Source organism: Paraburkholderia sp. CI3, assembly GCF_050436505.1.
In the GTDB taxonomy this organism is placed as follows: domain Bacteria; phylum Pseudomonadota; class Gammaproteobacteria; order Burkholderiales; family Burkholderiaceae; genus Paraburkholderia; species Paraburkholderia tuberum.
The window spans coordinates 3,195,692-3,215,959 of the sequence record NZ_JBNDMI010000004.1 but is presented as its reverse complement, the minus strand read 5'-3'; the positions used below and the strand labels follow the sequence as shown (position 1 = coordinate 3,215,959).

18 protein-coding genes are annotated in these 20,268 nt (G+C 64.6%); 11 read left to right on the top strand and 7 right to left on the bottom strand.

Going from position 1 to position 20,268, the window contains the following annotated elements:
- Positions 1-32: 32 nt before the first annotated feature.
- Both OKW29_RS36320 and OKW29_RS36315 read right to left on the bottom strand, forming a co-directional pair.
- A complete protein-coding gene (locus OKW29_RS36320) occupies positions 33-1,178 on the bottom strand; it encodes a branched-chain amino acid ABC transporter substrate-binding protein (protein WP_184026037.1) in 1,146 nt (381 codons plus the stop codon).
- A 451-nt stretch (positions 1,179-1,629) separates the two neighbouring features.
- Positions 1,630-2,733 (bottom strand): NAD(P)H-dependent flavin oxidoreductase, encoded by a 1,104-nt coding sequence (locus OKW29_RS36315; protein ID WP_429294319.1) that lies wholly within the window; start codon positions 2,731-2,733, stop codon positions 1,630-1,632.
- On the opposite strand from OKW29_RS36315, the gene OKW29_RS36310 reads away from it, so the two are divergent.
- From OKW29_RS36310 to OKW29_RS36300, 3 genes are all read left to right on the top strand, one after another.
- The gene (locus OKW29_RS36310; RefSeq protein WP_429294318.1) at positions 2,732-2,959 is read left to right on the top strand and encodes a hypothetical protein; all 228 of its coding nucleotides are present in this window, start codon (positions 2,732-2,734) and stop codon (positions 2,957-2,959) included. The two genes, OKW29_RS36315 and OKW29_RS36310, sit on opposite strands and share 2 nt — an antisense overlap.
- 95 nt (positions 2,960-3,054) lie before the next feature.
- Positions 3,055-3,753, top strand: coding sequence for a dienelactone hydrolase family protein (locus OKW29_RS36305; protein WP_429294317.1), 699 nt, complete (start codon positions 3,055-3,057; stop codon positions 3,751-3,753).
- A gap of 241 nt (positions 3,754-3,994) precedes the next feature.
- Entirely contained in the window at positions 3,995-5,551 is a 1,557-nt protein-coding gene (locus tag OKW29_RS36300) for an amidase (protein ID WP_429294316.1), read from the top strand.
- Positions 5,552-5,705: 154 nt separating this feature from the next.
- Here OKW29_RS36300 and OKW29_RS36295 read toward each other — a convergent pair whose 3' ends face one another.
- The 3 genes from OKW29_RS36295 to OKW29_RS36285 form a co-directional block, all read right to left on the bottom strand.
- Positions 5,706-6,017, bottom strand: a complete 312-nt coding sequence (locus OKW29_RS36295; RefSeq protein ID WP_184026020.1) for a high-potential iron-sulfur protein — start codon at positions 6,015-6,017, stop codon at positions 5,706-5,708.
- A 133-nt stretch (positions 6,018-6,150) separates the two neighbouring features.
- A complete protein-coding gene (locus OKW29_RS36290; protein ID WP_184068809.1) occupies positions 6,151-7,257 on the bottom strand; it encodes an NAD(P)/FAD-dependent oxidoreductase in 1,107 nt (368 codons plus the stop codon).
- Between the two features lie 355 nt (positions 7,258-7,612).
- The gene (locus OKW29_RS36285) at positions 7,613-8,590 is read right to left on the bottom strand and encodes an AAA family ATPase (protein WP_184026014.1); all 978 of its coding nucleotides are present in this window, start codon (positions 8,588-8,590) and stop codon (positions 7,613-7,615) included.
- 270 nt (positions 8,591-8,860) lie between these two features.
- On the opposite strand from OKW29_RS36285, the gene OKW29_RS36280 reads away from it, so the two are divergent.
- Positions 8,861-9,421, top strand: a complete 561-nt coding sequence (locus OKW29_RS36280; protein WP_429294315.1) for a hypothetical protein — start codon at positions 8,861-8,863, stop codon at positions 9,419-9,421.
- 54 nt (positions 9,422-9,475) lie between these two features.
- Entirely contained in the window at positions 9,476-10,273 is a 798-nt protein-coding gene (locus OKW29_RS36275; RefSeq protein WP_090802649.1) for an endonuclease/exonuclease/phosphatase family protein, read from the top strand.
- Positions 10,274-10,318: 45 nt separating this feature from the next.
- Here OKW29_RS36275 and OKW29_RS36270 read toward each other — a convergent pair whose 3' ends face one another.
- A complete protein-coding gene (locus tag OKW29_RS36270; RefSeq protein ID WP_429294314.1) occupies positions 10,319-11,323 on the bottom strand; it encodes an aldose 1-epimerase in 1,005 nt (334 codons plus the stop codon).
- Positions 11,324-11,663: 340 nt separating this feature from the next.
- Here OKW29_RS36270 and OKW29_RS36265 point away from each other — a divergent pair, with 340 nt between their 5' ends.
- From OKW29_RS36265 to OKW29_RS36245, 5 genes are all read left to right on the top strand, one after another.
- Positions 11,664-12,716 (top strand): LacI family DNA-binding transcriptional regulator, encoded by a 1,053-nt coding sequence (locus OKW29_RS36265; protein WP_429294313.1) that lies wholly within the window; start codon positions 11,664-11,666, stop codon positions 12,714-12,716.
- A gap of 175 nt (positions 12,717-12,891) precedes the next feature.
- Positions 12,892-13,911, top strand: coding sequence for an ABC transporter substrate-binding protein (locus tag OKW29_RS36260; RefSeq protein WP_429294312.1), 1,020 nt, complete (start codon positions 12,892-12,894; stop codon positions 13,909-13,911).
- A gap of 150 nt (positions 13,912-14,061) precedes the next feature.
- Positions 14,062-15,627: a sugar ABC transporter ATP-binding protein gene (locus OKW29_RS36255; protein ID WP_429294998.1), complete on the top strand. Its 1,566-nt coding sequence runs from the start codon at positions 14,062-14,064 to the stop codon at positions 15,625-15,627.
- A gap of 79 nt (positions 15,628-15,706) precedes the next feature.
- Positions 15,707-16,687 (top strand): ABC transporter permease, encoded by a 981-nt coding sequence (locus tag OKW29_RS36250; RefSeq protein WP_409340036.1) that lies wholly within the window; start codon positions 15,707-15,709, stop codon positions 16,685-16,687.
- A gap of 69 nt (positions 16,688-16,756) precedes the next feature.
- Entirely contained in the window at positions 16,757-17,713 is a 957-nt protein-coding gene (locus OKW29_RS36245; RefSeq protein WP_429294311.1) for an ABC transporter permease, read from the top strand.
- 187 nt (positions 17,714-17,900) lie between these two features.
- Here the strand turns inward: OKW29_RS36245 and OKW29_RS36240 are convergent, their stop codons facing one another.
- A complete protein-coding gene (locus tag OKW29_RS36240) occupies positions 17,901-18,542 on the bottom strand; it encodes a hypothetical protein (RefSeq protein ID WP_429294310.1) in 642 nt (213 codons plus the stop codon).
- A 671-nt stretch (positions 18,543-19,213) separates the two neighbouring features.
- Here OKW29_RS36240 and OKW29_RS36235 point away from each other — a divergent pair.
- Entirely contained in the window at positions 19,214-19,984 is a 771-nt protein-coding gene (locus OKW29_RS36235) for a ferredoxin--NADP reductase (protein WP_018419136.1), read from the top strand.
- The last annotated feature ends 284 nt before the right edge of the window (positions 19,985-20,268 follow it).

Genomic DNA, 20,268 nt, shown 5'->3' with positions numbered 1-20,268 from the left:
GCGGCCCGACGCCGCCTTCGACCACACCGAATTTACATCTTCACGACGTCGAGCAGCGTCTTCTTGCCTTGCTTGTAGTTGTAGAGCGAGATCACGCCGTGCTGCAGGTCGCCCTTCGAGTCGAACGTCGTTTCGCCGATCACGCCCTTGTAGTCGGTCGTCGGCATCGCTGCCAGGATCTTCGCCGGATCGGTCGAGTTAGCGCGCTTCATCGCGTCGACGATGATGTACACCGCGTCATACGTGAACGGCGCGTAAATCTGGATCGGCTGGCCGAAGCGCTTCTCGTACTTCGTTTCGAACGCCTTGCCGCCCGCCATCTTTTCGAGCGCCATGCCGGCTTCCGAGCAGACGATGTTGTCGGTTGCGTCGCCGGCCAGGTCCGACAGCTTGTCGGTACACACGCCGTCACCTGCCAGCACCTTCGCGCGCAGGCCGAGCTGCTTCGCCTGCTTGGCGAACGGGCCGCCGGTCGCGTCCATGCCGCCGTACATGATCGCGTCGGGATTTTCACCCTTGATCTTCGTCAGAATCGCGCGGAAGTCGACGGCCTTGTCGTTCGTCGCGTCGTGCGACACGACGTTCATACCGAGCGACTTCGCCGTCTTCTCGAATTCGTTCGCGAGACCCTGGCCGTAAGCGGTCGAGTCGTCGACGATCGCGACGCTCTTCACCTTCATGCCCTTCGCCGCGTAGTTCGCGAGTGCCGGGCCTTGCTGCGCGTCGGTCGCGACGACGCGGTAGGTCGTCTTGAAGCCTTGCTGCGTGTAGGCCGGGTTCGTTGCCGACGGCGAGATCTGCACGATGCCCGCATCGCTATAGATCTTCGATGCCGGGATCGAGGTGCCCGAGTTCAGGTGGCCGACCACGGCGACGACCTTGTCGTCGACGAGCTTCTGCGCAACCTGCGTGGCCGTGCGGGGGTCGGCCGCGTCGTCCTGCGCGTCGAGTTGCAGCGTGATCTTCTGGCCGCCGATCGTCAGACCCTTCGCGTTGATTTCCTCAATGGCGAGGCGCGCGCCGTTTTCGTTGTCCTTCCCCAGGTGAGCGATACCGCCAGTCAACGGCGCGACGTGACCGATCTTCACGACCGTGTCGGCCGCGGCCGATGTTGCCAACGTCGCGAACAGCACCGCCGCAGCGCTGATCGGCAACAGCTTTTGAATCTTGATGTTCATGTAAGTCTCCAGTTTCGGTCAAAACAACGTAATCGCCCTGTGCCCCGCTTCCCCTACACGTGTCGCTCAGTCCCGTGGACGACCACGCCGGTTGCATCGTTCATGCACTTGGCCAGTACGTTTACCGGACTGTTTGTGACAGTTGGCAAACCGTACTTGCGCGCAAGTGTAGGCCATCAAATTAATTTGCGGGAATTTTTTGAGAAAGTGGGAACAACACTAATAGCGCAGTTCCCGGGCGAACCGCTCGTGGCTTGGGCGAGCGGGCCGGAAAGCCCCAGCCGATGCGGGTTTCCGCTAATTGGGAAGTTTCTCCGCGGGCGCGGATTTAGCCATTTTCCGGCTTCTGTCACATATGATTCGAAGGGTTTTTCAACTCAAAAATGTGGCGTGCCGCACAGGATTGTGAGCGCGGTAAAAAACTTAAATCAGCCTTAAATCGGCCATGCAATCAACGCAAGAACGCGGCGATTCGCACGGAGGCCGCCTGCCATTCCTGCTCGAGCTGCGCCATCAGTTCGATCGCGCCGATTGCTTCGTCGCGCGTGTGGCCAAGCGGCGCACCCTGCCCCGCCCACAACGACAGGTAATCGCCGTTCTGCGCACGCGCCGCGCTTTGCCGCAGCTCCTGCGTCAACGCGTTTTGCACCGGATACGGCGCGATGCTGTCCGCCGATTCGCGCAAACGTTGTATCAACGGATTGCGGATGCCGCGCGCGTGGCGGCCCGTGATCGCGCGCGTCACCGTGGTCGAGGTATCTGCCATGCCGCGCACGCGGGTTTTCCATACCTCGGGGATCGCGCTCTCGCGGGTGGTCAGAAACGCGGTGCCCATCACCGCGGCTTGCGCGCCCAGCGCGAGTGCCGCGACGATGCCGCGACCGTCCATGATGCCGCCGGCCGCGAGCACCGGCAGCCCGGTCGCGTCGACCAGTTGCGGCACGAGCGCCATCGTGCCGACCAGCGCATCTTCGAATGCGCCGATGAACGTGCCGCGATGCGCGCCCGCCTCCGCGCCTTGCCCGGCGACGGCATCGGCGCCCGCATCGCGCCACGCGATGCCTTCTTCAACATGCGTCGCAGTCCCAACTACATAGCTGCCGCTCGCGTGCAAACGCTCGACGTCGTCCGCTGCTAGCAGTCCGAACGTAAAGCCGGCGACCGGCACCCGCAATTCGATCAGCGTTTCCAGTTGCGCGCGAAAGTCAGGCGCATAGCGTGCGAGCGCCTGTCCCGGCGGCAAGCCGAGATCGGCCCGCAGCGGATCGATTGCGTCGAGCGCGCGGCGCACGGTGGCTTCATCGGGCGAGACCGGATCGAGCACGAACAGATTCACGCCGAACGGGCGATCGGTCAGCGCGCGAATCGCCGCGACCTCGCTCGCGATCTTCTCGGGCGCGAGCGCCGCCCCCGCGAGAAAACCAAGTCCGCCCGCATTGGATACCGCCGCGACGAGCGCCGGCGTCGTCGCGCCGCCGGCCATCGGCGCCTGCACGACGGGTACCCGCATCTGGAAGTGCTCGGCGAACGGCGTCACGAAACTGCCTTCATTCATGTTCGTTTCCTTCCGGCGCAAAGCCGTCGATGTGCTGATTTATGCGCTCGCCAACGTGTTCGCGAGATGCGCTGACACGCGCGAGCCATCACGCGCTGACTTTACCGACACGCGCCATCGCGGAAAAATGAATTATCGAGATCGTTTCAATCGCCTGACGAGAATCGAAGCACTTCGCATCACCCGCGAGGCCCCGTCCCGCCTCCCTGCAAGGCGATTCTTTTGATGGCAAACTAACCGCCCGTTGCAGGGCCTCGTGGCCTTGAGCGTTTCGTACACACCGACCTCGCGCGGCGGTCGCGCGAGTCAATGGAGAACAGCATGAGCACGACTTCCCGATGGATCGACATCCCCGCCGGCAACGACAGTTTCGGCGGCTACCTCGCGCTGCCGAAGGGCGGCAAGGGACCGGCCGTCATCATCATTCAGGAAATCTTCGGCGTGAACGGCCATATCCGCTCGGTCGCGGATCAGTACGCGCAGGACGGCTATGTCGCGCTCGCCCCGGACGTGTTCTGGCGCGTGCAGCCGCGCGTCGAATTGACGTATGACGGCAAGGATCGCGAAAAGGGCATCGAGCTGATGCAGAAAACCAAGGTCGACGACGCGGTCGACGACATCGGCGCCGCTGCGGCCGCCTTGCGCGCGCTGCCGGAAGTGACCGGCAAGATCGCGGCGATCGGCTACTGCTTCGGCGGCCGTCTCGCCTATCTCGCCGCGGCGGCCGGTTCGGTCGACGCCGCTGTCGCCTACTACGGCGGCGGCATCCATAACCATCTCGACAAAGCCGCGAACATCAAGGTGCCAATGCAGTTCCACTACGGCGAGCTCGACGCGCATATTCTGCCGTCGGACATCGGCCAGATTCAGGAGCGCTTCGCGGGTCGCGCCGACGTGCAATTCAACATCTACCCGAACGCCGATCACGGTTTCAACTGCTCGGAGCGTGCGTCGTACAACCAGCACGCGTCGGCATTGGCGCATGGCCGCACGCTGACGTTCCTCGGCGAGCGGATGTAATCCGCGGTTCCCGCATTCAGTCGGACCGCCGCGTTGCGCATGTGATCGCAAGCTCGCGCATTTGAAGTGCGCACTCGAATTCACATGAGTCACGTCGGCGCTCAACTCGGGTACTCTGTGCAAGACGGCGTGTCGGCCGACACGCCGTCTTTTCACATGTGCGACGCCCGAGCGGGGCAACGCGATGCCGAGCGAAACGCCCCAGTCGCGCGTGCATGGCCGGCCACGAATTCGACGCAGCATGCCAACCGACCGCGAGGGCTCAACCGACGTGCAATCAGACTATCTCGCTCATGACGCCATCGGCCTCGCCGAACTCGTGCGCACGCGCCAGGTCAGCGCGCGCGAATTGATCGACGTCGCGATCTCGCGCACCGAGGCCGTCAATCCCGCGATCAACGCGATCGTTCTGAAGGACTACGATGCGGCCCGCCAACGTGCGTCGCACGAAGACGCGAATCGCGCGAATACCGTCGACGGCACGAACGGAACGGACGACTCCGCCGCCCACGCCGCGCTCGCCGGCGTGCCGTTCCTGATCAAGGATCTCGGCGCGCCCGTTGCGGGACTGCCCATGGCAATGGGCAGCCGACACTACCGCCACTTCATTCCGACTCAGGATGCGCCGGTCGTCGCGCTCGCGAAAGCGGCGGGTTTGAATATCTTCGCGAAGACCAGCACGTCCGAACTCGGCCAGATGCCTTATACGGAGCCCGAACTATTTGGCGCGTGCCGTAATCCGTGGAACATCGATCACACGCCGGGCGGTTCGAGCGGCGGCGCGGCGGCGGCGGTCGCTGCCGGCATCGTACCGCTCGCGCATGCGTCGGACGGCGGCGGCTCGATCCGGATTCCGGCGTCGTGCTGCGGACTGTTCGGCCTGAAACCCTCGCGCGGTCGCGTGCCGCGCGCGGCGCAGGCCGGCGTCGGCGAACTCGGCATCGATCACGCCGTGTCGCGCAGCGTGCGCGACAGCGCGTTGCTGCTCGATCTGCTGGCCGGCAACGCCGAGCGGCCGAGCGGCGCGCCCGGCACCTTTCTCGGCGCGACGCGCGAGCCGTGCAAACCGCTGACGATCGCCTACGTGACCGAGCCGATGCTCGCGCCGTCGTTATCGGCCGATGCGCGCGCCGCGCTCGACGACGCCGCGCAACTCGCGAGCTCACTCGGTCATCGTCTGGAGCCGGTGTCGCTCGGCGTCGATTTCGCGGCGGTCCGTCATGCGTTCCTGACGCTGTGGTCGGTGACCGCCGAGGACCTCGTGCTGAACGCGGAGCGCATCACCGGCCACAAGCCAACGCGCGGCGAGTTCGAAATTTCGACATGGGCGATGGCGCACGTCGGCCGCAAGCTCGGCGAGCAGGGCTTGCCGGCCGCGCTCGACGAACAGCGCCGCATCACCGCGCGTCTGACCGACCTGCTGAACCGCTACGACGTGCTGTTGTGCGCGACGCTCGCGTCCGCGCCGATCAAGATCGGCGAGATGCGACCAAGCTCGGTCGAGCGCATGCAGATGCGCGCGATCACCACGATGCCGCTAGAACGATTGATGAAGAAACTGCTGTTCGAAGCGTCGAACAAGGCGTTCGCGTGGGCCGGATGCACGGAGCTGTTCAACCTGAGCGGCCAGCCGGCGATGTCGGTGCCTTTGTACTGGAATGCGCGCGGGCTGCCGATCGGCGTGCAGTTCGCGGCGCGTATCGGCGGCGAGGCGACTCTGTTCAGACTCGCCGCGCAACTCGAGGCGGCACGGCCGTGGTTCGACAGGCGGCCACCATTGATGAATGCGCGCCGCTAAAAGTCCAGCGGTCCACTGCAATGAAGCTTTGAAAAACCACCCCGGCTTGCGCCGCGCGCGGCGCGCAGCGCCACGATGCGCACAATCACGGGATGCGCCGCGGGATTGCGGCGCATCCCGTGCGCGCTTGCAAGCACCTCATGCGCAGGCTTGATCAGGCCTTCTTGTTATAGGCGCTGCACCATCCCGTGGCCGCGACCTGCTTGCCCGCGAACATCGGGCAGAGGCCGTAGGCATCGCCCGCCTTGCCCTGGAAGAAGCTGCAGTTGCTGCATTGCTCGCCAGGCGTGTATTTGGCGAATTTCGCCTTGTCGACCTTGCTCGCGTCCGCCTTGTAGCCAAGCGCCTGCGCGGTCGGATCGGTTTCGGAGACTTTCGGCGCGTCGGCGAACGCCTGGCGCGACAGCGCGAACGTCGATGCCACACCGATGCTGGTGATCAAAAACGTACGACGGGAAGATCTCATGGGGAACGCACTCCATTTATATGGGAATCAACGCCGTTCTGATGACAGCGTTCGCCAAGCATAGCAACGTAGCCGTCGCCCGTGATATTCCAAATGCTAAAGATAAGCGGATCGGTACGGTCCAAACGCAGCCTCAAGGCCGCCCGCTCAGCTCGCAGACCCGCTGCGCAATCGCAAGCGATGCGGTCAACCCTGGCGACTCGATGCCGAACAGATTGACGAGCCCGCGCACGCCATGCGCGGCCGGCCCCTGGATCATGAAGTCCGCGGCGGGCTCGCCCGGGCCGGACAACTTCGGACGAATACCGGCGTACGCCGGCTGCAACGCGCCATCGGGCAAGGCCGGCCAGTACGCGCGAATCGCCGCATAAAACGACTCCGCGCGACGCGGATCGACGTCGTAATTGATCGCATCGACCCATTCGACGTCGGGGCCGAAGCGCACCTGGCCGCCCAGGTCGAGCGTCAGATGCACGCCGAGGCCGGCTTCGTTCGGCATCGGATAGATCAGGCGGCTGAACGGCGCGCGCCCCGAGATGCTGAAGTAATTGCCGCGCGCGAAGTAGAGCGGCGGCACGTGGCGCGAGTCGAGTCCGCGAATCTTGCGCGCGAGTGCGTTCGCCTGCAGACCCGCGCTGTTGATCACGCAGGCAGCGCTGATCGTGGTGGGCGCCGCACCGCCGACCGCGATGGTGAAACGGCCGTTGTGAGCCTCGATCGCCTCGACCGGCGCATGGAACGCGTACACGGCGCCGTCGCGCTCGGCATCGCCTTGCAGCGCGAGCATGTACTGATGACTATCGACGATCCCCGTCTGCGGCGAAAACACCGCCTCCACGCATTCGAGCGCCGGTTCGAGCGCCTGCGCCTGATCGCCGGTGACGCGCATCAGGTCGAGCACGCCGTTGTCGCGCCCTTTGGCCATGATGCTTTCGAGCTGCGGAATCTGGTTGCGCGACGTGGCGACGAGCAGCTTGCCGCAGCGCGAATGCGGCACGTTGCGCTCGGCGCAATAGTCATACAGCATTTCGCGGCCGCGCACGCACAGCGTGGCCTTCAGCGATCCGCGCGGATAGTAGATGCCCGCGTGAATCACTTCGCTGTTGCGTGAACTCGTGCCCACGCCGATGGCGTCGGCGGTCTCCAGCACGATCACCTCGCGCCCGCGCGCCGCCAGCGCGCGCGCCGTCGCGAGGCCGATCACGCCGGCGCCGATCACTACACATTCGATCTGATCCATATCCGTTGACGCGGCGCATTGGGCCGCGCGCTGCCTCGTTCAGCCGATGGAAGGAAGACAAGTACGGCACCTCGCCGCCGCGTTCCGTTTGTTGTCGAACGCATCTGTCCGCTGGTCTGCTTATGTCTTTTTATCACCACCACGGAAAATTGTACGACTCGGTACAGACAGAAGTGACAAACGTTCGTGCGCGCCGACCAGACGATGGCGGCGCAAGCTGGCTCGATTCTGCGCTCCACATCGAAAATAGCAATAATTGCCGCGGCATTCGCCACGCAGGCTGTACGAATTTGCCGAGACAGCTCCCCAAATTCCAGAGAAGCGGGGTTTGGGTACAAAAAACCGACCGAAAACCTCAAAAACCGATCGGTTTTCGCCGGTTTCCGTAATCTAGGCGGATATCGGCGGGCTCGATCTGGTCGCGTCCCGCGATGCGCGCCGCGCCGAAGCCGTTCAGGATCGCGCGGCGCATCTCGCGCGGCGACGCCCGCTTGAGCACATCGAGCGTCGCTTCGCCAAGCGTCCCCGGAAAGCGCAGGCCCCAGTTGTGCGCGCCGCGGATCTCGTCGTAGATCGACTGCGCGATGCGTCGCGCGCCGGCGTGGTCCGGCGGCGAGATCTCATAGACGTTCATGCGGTTCAGGATCGGCTCGGGGATCGCGCGTTCGTCGTTGGCGGTCGCGATCCAGATCACGTTGCCCGCGTTGATCGGTATCTCGGCGAACTCGTCGATGAAGCTCTGGGCGGTGTCGTGTTCGAGTAGCGCGTACAGCGCGCCGAGCGGATCGTATTGCGAATCGCCGCTCGCCTTGTCGATTTCGTCGACGGCGATCACCGGGTTCGCGTAGCTGCCGTTCACGAGTGCATCGAACACCTTGCCCGGCTTCGCGTTCTTCCATTGCGACGACGCGCCCGACAGAATCCAGCCCGCCGTCAGCGAACTCATCGCGACGTATTGGTACGCGGTGCCGAGCAGGCGCGCGAGCTGCTTCGCGAAATGCGTCTTGCCGATGCCGGGCTCGCCGAGCAATAGGATCGGCATCAGTTCGAGCCGGTCCTCGGTTTCGAGGCACAGCGCGACCTGCTTGCGGATGTCGTCGAGCGGTGCGGAAAAATTGGGCAGCGCGCCGATCAGATCGTCGATCGACGGCATCCGGTTCGGCTTCACGCAGAATCGCAGATTGCCGGTTTTCAGCATCTTTTCGTAGGTCGCGCGCAGCGCCTCGTTCGCGCCCTCGCCGAGACCGTTCAGCGCGCTTTCGACCTCGTCGAGGTCATACACCCGGCTGAACGAGGCCACGGCGATTTCCTGTTTGACCATTGCTGTCGTCATCGCTCACCCCGTTTGGCTGATTCTGCAGCGGCGGCGCCTTGTGAGCGCCGGTTCGAGTCCAGTGTAGCGAGGACACAAACGCGTGCAAGCCAGCAGTCATGTGGCTCTGCTGCTAACGATCGCTGGCATCCCATCCTCATCTGGAATGGAGTGTTGCTGAACCGGCCCTCGTCGACCGTGTCAGAAATCGTTGCGGCCATCGGGGGTAAGATGGCTCTCTGATTGCTACGAGGCACCCACGCAAGCGATGCGTGAGCGGAGATACTTTTTATGTGGAAAACCAGTATCGTGGCCATGCTGCTTGGCGCTTCGTTGCTCGCCCACGCGCAACAACGGCCAGCGCAGCAGGTCGTGCAATGGCAGCTGCAGGTGGTGAAAGATGGCCAGCAGATCGATTCGTTCGACGGCACCACCACCGTCGGCCAGGCACGCACGGATACGCATCACCAGGTCGTGCAACACGAGGTCGGCTGCAAGGACCAGCCGGCCGGCAGCATCGATCTGTCACGCACGATCACGGTGTCGCCGCTGCGCGTCGATCCCGAGGGCGTGATGTTTTCGATCGACACACAGGAAACGCTCGAGGACGACAATGCGGCGCGCACCGACATCGGCTGCAAGCTGCCGCCGCAGCCGCGCCAGGTGAGCGCGAGCCACCCGGGTCTCGTGGTGTCGCCGGATCAATGGGCGAGCTGGACGATCGTCGATCACAATCCGAACCTCGTGTACCGCGTGCATGCGAACGTCGTGAGCAACGGTGCGAACGGCAACGGCACGAACGGCGGCATGAGCGGCAATGGCGCCGCGACCGGCAGCAGCAATTCGAACTGACAGGAACCGCGCGCCTTACCGACGCGCTCAAACAGAACACGTGGATAACGCGGCATGCGAAACCCAGAAGAACTGATCCGCGAGAACCTCGCGCCGAACGATTTCGTCGCGGTGAGCTGGAACCTGCACAAGGGCCGCACACCGCTCGGTTTTCAGGCCTGGCAGGCGATGCAGCGCTGGGTTCAATCGACCCACGCGGACGCATACTTCCTGCAGGAAGCGATGGCGCGGCGTATGCCGTCGCCGGTATTGGCGAGCAGTTTCGGCACGCCGATGGGCGATCCACTGACCGACGTATGGCACTGTCAGGCAACCGAAATCGCGCGCGCGCTCGAACTCGAAGTCGCGCTCGGCCCGAACGTGTTCAAGCCGTCGTGGCGGCACGGCAATGCGATCCTGTCGCCGCATCCGCTCGATCTCGGCGGCCGCTGGGACATCTCCGCGCACCGCTTCGAAAAGCGCGGCCTGCTGGTCGCGCGTGCGACGTTCGGCGGACGACTCGTCACGTTGCTCTGTGCGCATCTCGCGCTGACGCGTCCGGCGCGGTTGCGGCAGATGGACTGGATCGCGCACTGGATCGCGAAGGAAGCCCCCGACGGTCCGCTCGTGCTGGCCGGCGATTTCAACGATTGGCGCAACGACTCGGTGCCGCTCTTTCGCGAGCATGGCTTGCAGGAAGTCGCGACGCTGCTCGGCGAACCGGCGCGCACGTTCCCGGCGTTCTCGCCGGCGCTGTCGCTCGACAAGATGTTCGTGCGCGACATGCAGCCGGTCGAATGGATCCAGCCGACGCAGGAGACCGCGTGGCTGTCCGATCATTTACCGTATATGGCGAAGTTGCGGCTGGAGTGAGCGCGTCTGTTGGTTGAGCTTTCCCCAACGGAAAGCGCGTCCCCCTCACTCGCGAAGCGGCGTCCAGCTCAACGTCGCTTCGATCTCCTCCCCCGGCTGCAATACGCAGCCACCGACGTGTTCTTGTGTACCAACCGCGTTGAAGCAATCGGTCGTATTCGTGACCGGTTCCACGCATAACTGCGGATCGTTGACCGGCGCGAACACGACCAGGTGATCGAACGGCGCGTCGGCACGCATCGTCAGATTGCGGCGCTCGTCGGGCCACGCGATCGTCGCCACGCGCGACCAGTTTGAAAAGTTGTTGTCGAGATCGAAAGCATCGGGCGACATGCCCGCGCGCAATGCGTCGACGGCCGGATGCGGGCCGAGATGCGTCGGCAGCACGTCGGTGTCCGCGTGCCACATGGCCTGAACGTCGGCATGGATGCGCGTCGACGCGGTGCGCGGATAGTACGGATGATGGCCCATGCCGAACGGCATCGGCCGGCCGGCGAGATTCCGCGCGGACATCGTGATGTGGAGCGCGCCACCGCGCAACTCGATACGCTGCCGCGCGCGATAGCGAAACGGCCAGTCGCCAGTCACGCTCGCATCCGGTTCGTGCTCGAAGTGCAAGTCCACCGCGCTTTCGCTGCGCGCGCCGACGCGCCACGGATGCCGCCACGCGTTGCCATGCAGCGCGTGGGCGAAACGCGGGTCGTTGCCGGCGAGATCGATCGTCGCGCCGTCGAACGCGAAGCGCGCATCGCGAATCCGGTTGCAGTATGGGAACAGCGGAAAGCTCGCCATGCGCAGCGGATCGCGCGCTTCGAACGCTTCCGGCAGCGCCGGCCGCAGCCAGTGCAACGGACCTTCCGGCGTGACTTCGTAGAACGCCGCGAGCGCGCCGCCAACGTCCGGCGCGAGCACCGCTCGCAACGCACCGGCCGACAACGTGACGAGGCGCGCGGCGATCACGGGATCGTCGAGCCATGAGCGTTGAGTCGCCGATCGAGTAGCGGCATGTGCCTCGCGCGGCCGGGCAGGATTCAGGGAATCGTCGCGCATGGTCAGACGAGGCGAAACCGCGAGCGGAAAGCGGCATCAACGTGCATTCATATCTCCTTTGACGTGCCGCGCACCCCGCGGCCGGCGGACCACCTCAGTCCGCCCCGAGCGAGAATCGCACGACACCGCACCATTGGTCAATATTATTAGTAATAAATTCGTTCAAAAAGGGCCGGTAACGGACCGTAAGCTCCATCCCCAAATGGCGGGTTAGCGGGCGTTGTCGCGCGCATATTATTAGTGGTACCGTCAGCAGCATGATGCCGCTGGCATTCCCCCGCTTCAGCGCCGCCTCGGTGCGGCCCGCACAATGAAAAAATCGACTCAACGCCGTCCCACCATGACCGACATCGCCAAGCTCACCGGCGTGTCGCAATCCACCGTTTCGCTCGTGCTCAACAACGCGGCCGGCGCGAAATTCTCCGATGCAACCCGCAACAAGGTGCTGAAGGCCGCGCACGACCTCGGCTACCGGCTGTCGCTGCGCGCGCCCGTAGCGGCATCGAGCGACGAGCGCAACCTGATCGTCTATCTGGCCGACGAAATCTCGACGAGCCCGCACCCGGTCGTCAATATCGACGGCGCGCGCGACGCCGCGTACGCGAGTGGCAAGATGCTCGCGGTCTACTCGACGCACGGCAACGCCGACATCGAAAAACAGGTACTCGACACGGTCCTCACCAATCCGCACGTGTTCGGTGTGATCTATGCGACCGTCTACACGCGCCAGGTCGCGCCGCCGACCGCGCTGTCGCAGGTGCCGACCGTGCTGCTGAACTGCTACACCGGCGACAGCACGTTCTCGTCCGTGGTGCCGGCCGAGGTCGCGGGCGGCCATCTGGCGACCGAGTACCTGCTGCAGGCCGGCCACCGGCGCATCGGCTACATCAACGGTGAGCCGTGGCAGGACGCCGCGAAAGACCGCCTGAAGGGCTACCGCACCGCGCTCGCGACCGCCGATCTGCCTTTCGCGGCCGAACTCGTGCGCGACGGCGACTGGAGCCCCGGCCTCGGCTTCGAGCTGACGCTGTCGCTGATGCGCGAGGCCAATCCGCCCACTGCGATCTTCTGCGCCAACGACCTGACCGCGATCGGCGCGATCGAGGCGCTCAAGCAGCTCGGCCTGCGCGTGCCCGAGGACGTGTCGGTGCTCGGCTACGACGACCAGGAAATCGCGCGCCACACGCATCCGCCGCTGTCGACGGTGGTGCTGCCCAACTACGAACTCGGCCGCTGGGCCGTCGAAACGCTGCTGCAGGAAGAGCACAACCGCGCAGCCGGCGCGCCGGTGCGCCATCGCACGGTCAAGCTCGACGGACCGCTGGTGGAACGCACCTCGGTCAGGGTAATTACCGAGGCAAAACCGGTGACAACTAATATTATTAGTGATTGACCGATAATAATTTTGAGTGGAATAATCGGCACGTCGGGTCGGGAAGACAGCGCGCCGGTGGGTCATAGCCAATCGCGCGCTCGCCGGCGAACCAACGTCGCCCCCCCGGCTGGACAGAGGCAATCCCGAGCAGCACGAAAAGCAAATAAACCGTCACCGGTTACTGGAGGAAGACATGGCGTCGCTCAATAGGCAGTCGCGCATGCACGCGCGCAAGCAGCAGATCCGTCCGCTGGCAGCTTCGTTGCTGGCTCTGGCAATCGGTGTCGGCGCGGCGGCCGCGCACGCGGACGACGCATTGCCGAAGTTGCCGACCAAGACCCCGCTGAAGGTCGGCTTCGCGCAGACCGAAAGCAACAACCCATGGCGTCTCGCGGAAACCAAGAGCTTCAAGGACATCGCCGCGAAATGCGGCTGGCAGATCGTGATGACCGACGCCAACGGCTCCAACTCCAAACAGGTCTCCGACATTCAAAGCATGATCGCCCAGCACGTCGATCTGCTGGTGTTCCCGCCGCGTGAAGAGAAGCCGCTCGCGCCGGTCGTGCTGCAGGCGAAGAAGGCCGGCATTCCGGTGATCCTCGTCGACCGCGACGTCGACCAGTCGGTGGCGAAGGCTGGCCGCGACTACATCACGTTCATCGGCTCGGACTTCATCGATCAGGGTCACCGCGCCGCCGACTGGCTCGTCAAGGCGACGGGCGGCAAGGCGAAGATCATCGAGCTCGAAGGCACGACGGGTGCGTCGGCCGCGAACGATCGCAAGAAGGGTTTCGACGAAGTCATCGCGAAGCACCCCGGCATGACGATCATCGCGTCGCAAAGCGGCGACTTTGCGCGCGACACCGGCCGCAAGGTGATGGAAACACTGTTGCAGGCGCATCCCGACGTCACCGCCGTGTACGCGCACAACGACGAAATGGCGCTCGGCGCGATTGCTGCGATCAAGGCGGCGGGCAAGCAGCCGGGCAAGGACATTCAGATCGTCACGATCGACGGCACCAAGGGCGGCATGGACGCGATCGCGGCCGGCGAACTCGGCGCGAGCGTGCAGTCGAGCCCGTTCTTCGGCCCGCTCGCCTGCGACGTCGCGCAGCGCTATGCGAAGGGTGAAAAGATCCCGACCTGGATCAAGGTGTCTGACCGCTTCTACGACAAGGAAAACGTGCAGCAGAACATGCAGTACGGCTACTGATCGCAATTATCGGGAAGCGCCCCGGGCGCATCATTTTCCCGGGGACTCCCTTCGGCGTTGTAGCAGGGCATCCGCATCAGGAGAACGCCCGTGACGGAATCTGGCAAAGAGACGCCACACTCCCCCCTGACCCGTTCGCCGCTGCTCGAGATGCAGGACATCGGCATCAGCTTCGGCGGCGTGCCCGCGTTGCGCGGCGCGAATCTGAGCGTCGCCGCGGGCGAAGTGCACGCGCTGATCGGCCAGAACGGCGCCGGCAAATCGACACTGATCAAGATCCTGACCGGCGCCTATCGGCGCGGCTCGGGCAGCGTGAGATTCGAAGGCCGCGAGGTCGATTTCCGCACGCCCAAGCAGGCGCGCGAAGCGGGCATCAGCACGATCTACCAGGAGATCAACCTGGTGCCGTTCCGCTCGGTAGCGGAAAACATCTTTCTCGGCCGCGAGCCGCGCCGCTTCGGTCTGATCGACTGGCGCACGGTGCAGCAGCGCGCGGCCGCGCTGCTCGATTCGTTCGGTTTGCAGATCGACGTGAAAAAGCCGGTCGGTCGTTACTCGACCGCGATCCAGCAAATGGTGGCGCTTGCGCGCGCGGTGTCGTCGGACGCGAAGATGGTGATCATGGACGAATCGACGTCGTCGCTCGACGAGCGCGAAGTCGAACTGCTGTTCACCGTCGTGCGCAAGCTGCGCGACGACGGCCACGCGGTGATTTTCGTCTCGCACCGGCTCGACGAGCTGTACGCGCTGTGCGATCGCGTGACCGTGATGCGCGACGGCCAGACGGTCGTACAAAGCACGATGGCCGAGATGGACAAGCTGCAGCTCGTCACGACGATGCTCGGCCGCTCGCTCGCCGCCGTCGTGCAAGACGACACGGCCGCGCGCGAAGCGAATCTCGCGAGGCGCGGCAAGCAGGTGATCGGCGCGACGCAGCTCGGCGCGCCGCCGAAGGTCAACGGCGTGTCGCTCGACGTGCACGCGGGCGAGGCGGTCGGCCTGGCCGGACTGCTCGGCTCGGGACGCACCGAAACGATGCGGCTGATGTTCGGCGCCGATCCGCTGGCACAAGGCGCGCTGTCGATCGGCGGCGAGAAAGTCGCGCTGAAGTCGCCGCAGGACGCGATCGCGCGCGGCCTCGCGTACCTGACCGAGGACCGCAAGGGCGAAGGCATCGTCCCCGAGCTGTCGGTGCGCGACAACCTGACGCTCGTCTGCCTGCGCACGCTCGCGAAAAACGGCATCGTCGACGTGAAGAAGCAGCAGGCGATCGTCGATCGCTTCATCGCGTCGCTCGGCATCAAGCTGCGATCGGCCGATCAGCCGATCCGCGAGCTATCGGGCGGCAACCAGCAGAAAGTGCTGCTCGCGCGCTGGCTCGCGGCCGAGCCAGCGCTGCTGCTGCTCGACGAGCCGACGCGCGGCATTGACGTCGGCGCGAAAGCCGACGTCGCGAAGATCGTGCGCGAGTTGCGCGACGCGGGGCTCGCGGTACTGCTGTCCGCCTCCGAGCTCGAAGAGTTGACCGCGGTCGCCGATCGCGCGGTCGTGATCCGCGACGGCCGCACGGTCGCCGAACTGAACGGCGCCGACATGAGCGAGACCGCGATCATGGATGCGATCGCCTACGGCAGCGAGGGCCAATCGGCGCTCGCGCAAGCCGCGCTATCGGCACACATCGAAGACGCGTTGGAGGGCGACCGTCATGGCGCTTAAGCTGCGTTCGAATTCGCTGCGCAGCGATGCGGCGGGCGCCGCTGCGGCGGGCGCCGCTGCGGCGGGCGCCGACACCACCATGATGCAATCGACCAATACCCCGCCCGCACGGTCCGCGAGCACCGTGCACAAGTGGCGCCATCTCGCGATGCAGCGCGAAGTGATCGTGCTGCTCGCGATGGTGCTGTTCAACCTGATATTCACGCCGCACTTCTGGTCGTTGCAGACGTTCAACGTAAACATGACGCAGGTCGTGACGATCGTGATCGTCGGCATCGGCATGACGCTGGTCGTCGCGACGGGCGGCATCGATCTGTCGGTGGGCGCGTCGATGGCGATTTCGGGCGCGCTCGCGCCGATGCTGTTCCTCAACATAGCGGGGCCGCTCGGCATCGGGCTTGCGTTCGTGCTGCCGGTAGTCGCGGCGGCCGCATGCGGCGTGTTCAACGGCCTGCTCGTCACTCGTTTATCGGTGCAGCCGATCGTCGCGACGCTCGTGCTGTTCATCGCCGGACGCGGCATCGCGCAGGTCGTCACCGACGGCAGCCTGCAGGCGTTCGACACGCCAGCGTTTCAGTGGATCGCGCTCGGCAAGGTCGCGGGCGTGCCGTTCCAGGTGCTGCTGATGCTCGCGCTGGTCGGCGCGTTCGCGTGGGTCGTGCGCAAGACGTTGTTCGGCCAGCATCTGCTGATCACCGGCGGCAACGAAAAAGCCGCGTATCTGTGCGGCGTGCCGACCGCTACCGTCAAGATGATCGCGTACACGCTATGCGCGGCGCTCGCGGGCCTCGCGGGGCTGATCTCGATCTCGGTGAATTCGTCGTCGGATGCGAACGTCGTGGGGCTTGGCGTCGAACTCGATGCGATCGCGGCAGTCGCGGTCGGCGGCACCGCGCTGACGGGCGGCAAGGCGTATATCGGCGGCACGCTGATCGGCGCGCTGATCATCCAGTTGCTGCGCTATACGCTGCTCGCGCACGGCATTCCCGATGCCGCCGCGCTCGTCGTGAAGGCCGGCATCATCGTCGCGGCGGTTTACGTGCAGCGGCGCTCGCGCTGATTCTGGCGCTGGCGCTGGCGCTCACGCTCATTTTCACGATCTGCGGGCAACCTTTCCGGATTCGATGCGATGAAAAAGAATCTTCCCATCCTGCTTGCGCTCGCGGGGCTCGTCGTCTTTGGCCTCGTGCGCTACGACCACTTCGGCTCGGCGTACAACATCACGTCGTTCTGGCGCTACAACTCGATGTTCGCGCTGATCTCCATCGGCATGGCCTTCGTGATCATCACGGGCGGCATCGATCTGTCGGTCGGCACGGTCGCGGCGCTCGCGAGCGTGGTCGCCGCGTTGACGAGCGTCTTCGGCGGCTGGGTCGCGGTGCTGGCCGGTTGCGCGGCCGGGCTCGCGGTCGGTGTGCTGAACGGCGTCATCATCACGCGGCTCAAGATCCTGCCGTTCATCGTCACGCTCGCAACGAGCCTCGGCGCCCACGGCGTCGCGCTGTTGCTCGGCAAGAACGACGCGGTATCGATCGCGGCCGATTCGAACTTCGGCAACTTCGGTCAGGGCGACCTGTTCGGGCTGCCGATTCCGGGACTCGTCGCGCTCGTCGCCGCGGTCGCCGGCTGGCTCGCGCTGCGCAGCACGCGCTTCGGGCGGCACTCGCTCGCGATCGGCGGCAGCGAAGAGGCCGCGCGGCTGATGGGGCTGAACGTCGACCGCACGCTGGTGATGGCCTATGCGGTCAGCGGGCTGCTCGCCGGCATGGCGGGCGTGATTCTCGCCGCGCAGTTCGGCGCTGGGCAGCCTAACGAAGGCGTCGGTTGGGAGCTGTTCGCGATTTCGGCGGTCGTGCTTGGCGGCACGCTGCTGACGGGCGGCGAGGGTTCCGTCGCGATGACGATTGCCGGCGTGCTGCTGCTCGGGCTCGTGTTCAATCTGCTGAACTTCGAGAACGGGCTCGGGTTCATCAGTCTGTCCGCGTACTGGCAATCGGTGATTCGCGGCGTGTTCCTGCTACTCGTGATCGTGCTGCAGTCGCGCGTGTTGAAACAGCGCGGAAAAAAGCGGGTGCCGGCGGTGTGAGCAAGCGGCACCCGCGAATTGGCGTCATCAATTCCATCGGACAGAATTTCCTTACTTGGCCGAGGCTTGCCGCCACAATCGCCGCCCCCGACCCATCTCTGTGTACCGATAGACTCGCCGCGAAACCGTGTGACCGTGGCGCGTCCCCGACGCGTCACGACGTCCCCGATCGTCGTCCCCGGTTTCCTTATTGACTGTCGGTGCGCAACGTCCAGACGGTCGCCGTATTCGTGGAGCCAGGCAGCATCTGAACGCCATCCTCGCTGATGGCAAGATCGATCCGCGCGACCTTTCCGTTCAACACATCCGAGACGAAGACCCGGACGAATCGCCCCCCGTCGATCACGGTGAGATCCCAGGGGCCGTCCAGCAGGTTGGGATCTTTCAGTTCCTTGACGAGCCCGCCCTGAGGATTGATGACGAGCAGCGAGCCCGGCGCGACGACGTTCTTGCCATCCGTGGTCGGCACATTGCCCACCAGCACGAAGCCGCTTCCCAGCACGGCGAGCGCCGTCGTGAGAGCGAGATTGCTTCCCTGGAAGAACGTCACCGGATCGCTGTTGGACACGAGCTTGACGATCGTCGTACCGGTTCCCTGCAGATTCGACTTCGCATTGAGATTCGACACCACCACATCGCCGGGTTTGAGCGTGCTCCAGGACGGCACGCCGGCCGGCACGAACGCCATGCCGTACGGATCGACATCGCCGTTGGCCGGAACGGTCGATGAACTCACCGACTGCGGCGGCAAAATCGCCTCCTGCGCCTCGGCCCCGACCGTCCCCAACGCTAAAACCAGCAGACCGGCTCGACACAGCGCGCGACGCACGCGGCGCGATGCGCGTGCCCGTATCACCAACCCGTCGAAGCCAGTGTATGAACCGAATGCAGATATCGCGCGAGAAGCCTCCATTTGACACCTCCTGCTCGCATGGGCGGCCGTAGCCGCCAGGACGAGTCGCGCAGCCACCGCACTGCCTGGCTTCGCGCGACTCGCGTCCTGCGTAAACGAGGCAACGTCGGGCGTATTCCCCAAAAAATCGCGGCGCGCAAACGATAGTCGAAAGGGAGGCGATCTCGATGGCGCCGGCAGGGTTCCGCCCCATTTGCCAGTTTTATCAGCAAGGTCAATGCTGCGGCGCACGCCGCCTTTCGGTATCATCTCGAAAATGCTGCCCTTGCGGCGCGTCGCTTTCGCGCCTGCCGGGCAACCAATGGCAGCCGCCCTTCGCGGCGTTCGCCGAATCGCCGTACCCCGCTGAAGCACGGCCGCACTCAGCCAACGTACTTCGCGGCGCCAGCAAGCCGGCGCCGCCGCTTCCCGGTTTGGCAACCCGCTTTACCACGCTCGACCGCCGCGCCGCGGCCCCGCCCCGGCGGGCACGGTAAAATGACGGATTGCGCGGGAGTCCCGACCACGGGTCAGCGCAGCATCGCCCCTTGCCGTGCCGGCCGGCTCAGACGACTGGCCGCCTTTGTTTTCGCACTATCCAAGAAGCCATGAGCAACCTGAATTCACAAACCGTCCTGAGCGTCCATCACTGGACCGATACGCTTTTCAGCTTCACCTGCACGCGCGATCCGTCGTTCCGTTTCGAAAACGGCCAGTTCACGATGGTGGGCCTGCAGGTCGAGGGCAAGCCGCTGCTGCGCGCATACAGCCTCGCCAGTGCGAACTACGAAGAACATCTCGAATTCCTCAGCATCAAGGTGCAGGACGGCCCGCTCACATCGCGTCTGCAGCACCTGAAGGTCGGCGACGAAGTGCTGATCGGCAAGAAGCCGGTCGGCACGCTGGTGGCCGACAACCTGCTGCCGGGCAAGACGCTGTGGCTGTTGTCCACCGGCACGGGCCTCGCGCCGTTCATGTCGATCATCAAGGATCCGGACATTTACGACCGCTACGAGCGCGTGGTCCTCACGCATACCTGCCGTTTCGTCGACGAACTCGCGTACAAGGAATACATCACCGAGCACCTGCCGGCGCATGAACACCTCGGCGAGTTCGTACAGGAAAAGCTGCTGTACTACCCGACCGTCACGCGCGAAGCGTTCCAGAACCGCGGCCGCATCACCGAGCTGATCGAAACCGAAAAGCTGTTCGCCGACCTCGGCGTGCCGGGTTTCTCGCTCGAGGACGACCGCGTCATGCTGTGCGGAAGCCCGCACATGCTGCGCGACACGCGCAAGCTGCTCGAAGACGCGGGCTTCAAGGAAGGCAGCAACAACGAGCCGGGCCATTACGTGGTCGAAAAGGCCTTCGTCGGCTAAGCCGGCCGGCATTCTTCTTCGCGGCCCGCGCGCCGCGAATTCCAGAAAAGGAGCCTCCGGGCTCCTTTTTTTGTTGCTCCGTTACAAATTGGAGCGCGTTGCGTCACCTTCGCTGTCAGAATTCCTCTGACAGCACGAGTCCGCTGTAAACATCATGTAATCTCTGAAGACTCTGCGCTAAGCCTTGGTGCGACTGCTTTTTTAATCTTTTTGAGATATCATCGCGCCGCGAGATCAGACGAATTCATGCACCGATCGTCGTCCACCAGAGTTGTTACTGAATG